The organism is Parapedobacter tibetensis (assembly GCF_024704835.1).
GTDB classification, from domain to species: Bacteria; Bacteroidota; Bacteroidia; order Sphingobacteriales; family Sphingobacteriaceae; genus Parapedobacter; species Parapedobacter tibetensis.
In genome coordinates, this window is record NZ_JAMXBE010000048.1 from 1 (window position 1) to 3,046 (window position 3,046).

Annotated in this window: 6 protein-coding genes; 4 read left to right on the forward strand and 2 right to left on the reverse strand. The window is 42.3% G+C overall.

What is annotated here, in order from left to right:
* From NF543_RS25090 to NF543_RS25100, 3 genes are all read left to right on the forward strand, one after another.
* A partial coding sequence (locus tag NF543_RS25090) for a helix-turn-helix domain-containing protein (protein WP_257670945.1) occupies positions 1-569 on the forward strand: 569 nt, incomplete at its 5' end.
* Positions 570-616: 47 nt separating this feature from the next.
* On the forward strand, positions 617-1,063 hold the full coding sequence (locus NF543_RS25095; RefSeq protein ID WP_257957582.1) for a DUF6934 family protein: 447 nt from the start codon (positions 617-619) through the stop codon (positions 1,061-1,063).
* Positions 1,064-1,104: 41 nt separating this feature from the next.
* Positions 1,105-1,260: a hypothetical protein gene (locus NF543_RS25100; RefSeq protein ID WP_257670947.1), complete on the forward strand. Its 156-nt coding sequence runs from the start codon at positions 1,105-1,107 to the stop codon at positions 1,258-1,260.
* A 74-nt stretch (positions 1,261-1,334) separates the two neighbouring features.
* Here the strand turns inward: NF543_RS25100 and NF543_RS25105 are convergent, their stop codons facing one another.
* Complete coding sequence (locus NF543_RS25105; RefSeq protein WP_257670948.1) at positions 1,335-1,715, reverse strand: winged helix-turn-helix transcriptional regulator; 381 nt, start codon at positions 1,713-1,715, stop codon at positions 1,335-1,337.
* A 141-nt stretch (positions 1,716-1,856) separates the two neighbouring features.
* Here NF543_RS25105 and NF543_RS25110 point away from each other — a divergent pair, with 141 nt between their 5' ends.
* Positions 1,857-2,717 (forward strand): SDR family oxidoreductase, encoded by an 861-nt coding sequence (locus NF543_RS25110; RefSeq protein WP_257670949.1) that lies wholly within the window; start codon positions 1,857-1,859, stop codon positions 2,715-2,717.
* A gap of 123 nt (positions 2,718-2,840) precedes the next feature.
* On the opposite strand, the gene NF543_RS25115 is transcribed toward NF543_RS25110, so the two are convergent.
* A partial coding sequence (locus NF543_RS25115) for a hypothetical protein (RefSeq protein WP_257670950.1) occupies positions 2,841-3,046 on the reverse strand: 206 nt, incomplete at its 5' end.

Sequence of the window (3,046 nt, forward strand, 5' to 3'; positions counted from 1 at the left end):
AAGAACTATTGGAACGCCTGCGCACAAAAAATCACCGCTGCCGTATATCCAAGGCCTATCAGATGGACGACCAAGTGCGCATTACCGTGGTTGGCCTGTTAAACCTTCCGTTCATGGAGGGCATGAAGCTTGACCATACCATCGACGGGTATGTTGTGCAGCTCCATGAATTGCATGGCCGCGTGCATCGTATGCCATTGGCGCATCCAAGTAATTCACTCATCGCAGCGATCAAGCAGGGTATCCGGCAGCAAATCGAATCCCAGCAGTTTCCTTCGATGGCCAAGCTGGCTACGGATCTGGGCAAATCGCGGCAAGCCTTGTACCGGCATTTCAGTAAGCAAGAAAGGCAATCCGTCAAAGCCTACATGACCCAAACGGTGATGGAAGAAGCGTTGTGGCGGCTACGGGAACAACGGCTACCATCGGCCGCGGTAGCCTATGGGCTGGGCTATGCCGAGCAATCATCATTCAACCACCAGTTTAAAAACTACTACGGCATCACCCCCACGGAGGCACAGGAAGCTGTGGAGGTGCCGAAGCCGAGGAAAGGGAAAAAGTTTGTTTAGCGATGGGGTATCCATTATATTTGCTCACCATTTATCCAACAACTTAAATGCACTATCCTAAATACGAATACACTACCCAAAGACAAATGATGCACTACGAATTCATAAGTGTAGGGCCTAAGGGAAGAATAAGAAAAATTGTGGAGTTCTCCGCAACCAACATTGAAAACGTTTATAACCTTGCGTTTGGCGACTATGATGAAACTATGGACAGCATCAATGACAAATCTATCACGAATAATGGTGATAGTCAAAAGGTGCTTGCTACCGTTGCATCTACCGTATATGCGTTTACGAGCAAATATCCAAACGCTTGGGTATTTGCAACGGGTAGTACAAAGGGGCGCACACGGTTATATCGAATGGGACTGACCAACAATCTCACCGAAATAGCTGAAGATTTCGATGTATATGGATTAAAGAACGACCAATGGGAATATTTTGAGGTTGGTAAAACCTATGAAGCTTTTTTAGTAATCAGAAAATCATTTTAACGAAATTTTCTGCTATAAAATCATTTTTGTAAATTTGTATTATGAAGATTGAGCAAATCAATAAAACGAAAACACCTATTGTAAAAATTGACAAAAAACTTGATCGGTTTCAGGGAAAGATATTGTTTCCTGAAAAACTCAAACAGGCGAACGATACGTTGAAAAAAGTGGGTTTACCAAAAGCCTATAAACCATAACTAGCTACTTCCTTATCAGTCAATAGTCCAGTAGTCAATTTGTGCCAATAAGCGTACAACTTTATGCCAAGTTATCAAACGACGTTTCTTAACGCGCTGTCTCCAATAGTGCGTTTTCGGTGCTGCAATCCCCATTCCACCATAACATCCAACACCTTCTTGAACGAATGCCCGGATTCCGTTAGCTCGTACTCCACGATAACAGGCATCCCATTATGAACCGTTCGTGAAACAATGCCATTGGCTTCCAAATCCCGAAGCTCCTTGGAAAGCATACGGGGGGAAATTTTCGGTATTTCCCTTTCCAATTCCTTAAAGCGCCTTTTACCGAAAAGCAATGCGCCCATAATTGGCAGCTTCCATTTTCCGTTGATGACATTCATCGTGTCGTTGACCGCCAATATATAGGTAGCCGAACATTTTTTTACCTCTTTTAATTGTGCCGTTTCGCGCATTTTGATACAAATAGTTGCTTGTGCTATACCAAAGTATAGTGCTATACTTTGGTATAGTGATTACTAAAGTATAGCAAAAGTAGCGTATTTTTGCATCATTAAAAAATGATTCGGTAGAAAAAACAAATAAAAATAAACAAGATGAGCAGGATATTAGTAACAGGAGCAACAGGACATTTGGGTAAAGCCACCCTTGAGCATTTGCTGAAAAACACAACAGCCGACAACATCGTTGCGTTGGCAAGGGATGAAAACAAAGCCGCTGCTTTAAAAGAAAAAGGCGTTGAAGTACGAATCGGCGATTTCGAAGACACCGCTTCACTGGACACCGCAATGCAGGGCATCAGCAAAGTTCTGTTAATCTCGGGAACAGAATTACATCGTTTTCAGCAACACAAAAACGTGGTGGATGCTGCGAAAAAAGCGGATGTCAAGTATATTGTCTATACAAGCGTTTCGATGAACGATGTAAATACTTCCGCTATTAAATTTTTAATGGCGAGCCATTTTCAGACGGAGGATTACATAAAAGAAAGCGGACTCACCTACACATTATTGCGTAACTCCTTATATGCAGACACCATTCCCATGTTCCTAGGCGAAAAAGTGCTAGAAACCGGTATCTATTTGCCTGCGGGTGAAGGGAAAATATCCTTTGCGCTTCGGGACGAAATGGCCGAAGCTACAGCCAAGGTACTAACGACTGACGAGCATGAAAACAAAACCTATAGCCTTACAAATGTAGAGACGTATACTTATCAGGATATCGCCCAAATATTATCGGAGATTTCTGGCAAGAATGTCAACTATTTTTCGCCAGCGGTGGATGAGTATGTCAAAACCCTTACCGATGCGGGTGTTCCGAAAGCGTATATCGATGTGTTGTCTGGGTTTGCCTTGGCAATGGCCAAAGACGAATTCGGCTTGGTGAGTAACGATCTTGGACAGCTCTTGGGTAGAAAGCCATCAACTATAAAAGCATTGTTAAAAACAATTTACTAAATACCTGCATGGTGTCTACAGTCTGTAGACAACGCGTGAATAAAACGACGTAAGCATCTAAAAGTCAAGGAACAATTAAAACGAAGCGTAAAGCAATGGAAAATAACATGAAACCATCATGATTTATTCAAACCACACAGGGGAATGAATAAACGGCTTCAGCCATCTTGAATGCCGTTTAAAATATACACTAATGAAAAATCTGATAGCTTCATCACCGTTAAAACCGCCGAAGGCAGCATGAACACCATTGTAAATAGGCAAAATGTGAATAAACAAATTATATACAGATGAAACCTCCACCAGCATCGGTTTTGATTTTTTTGGCC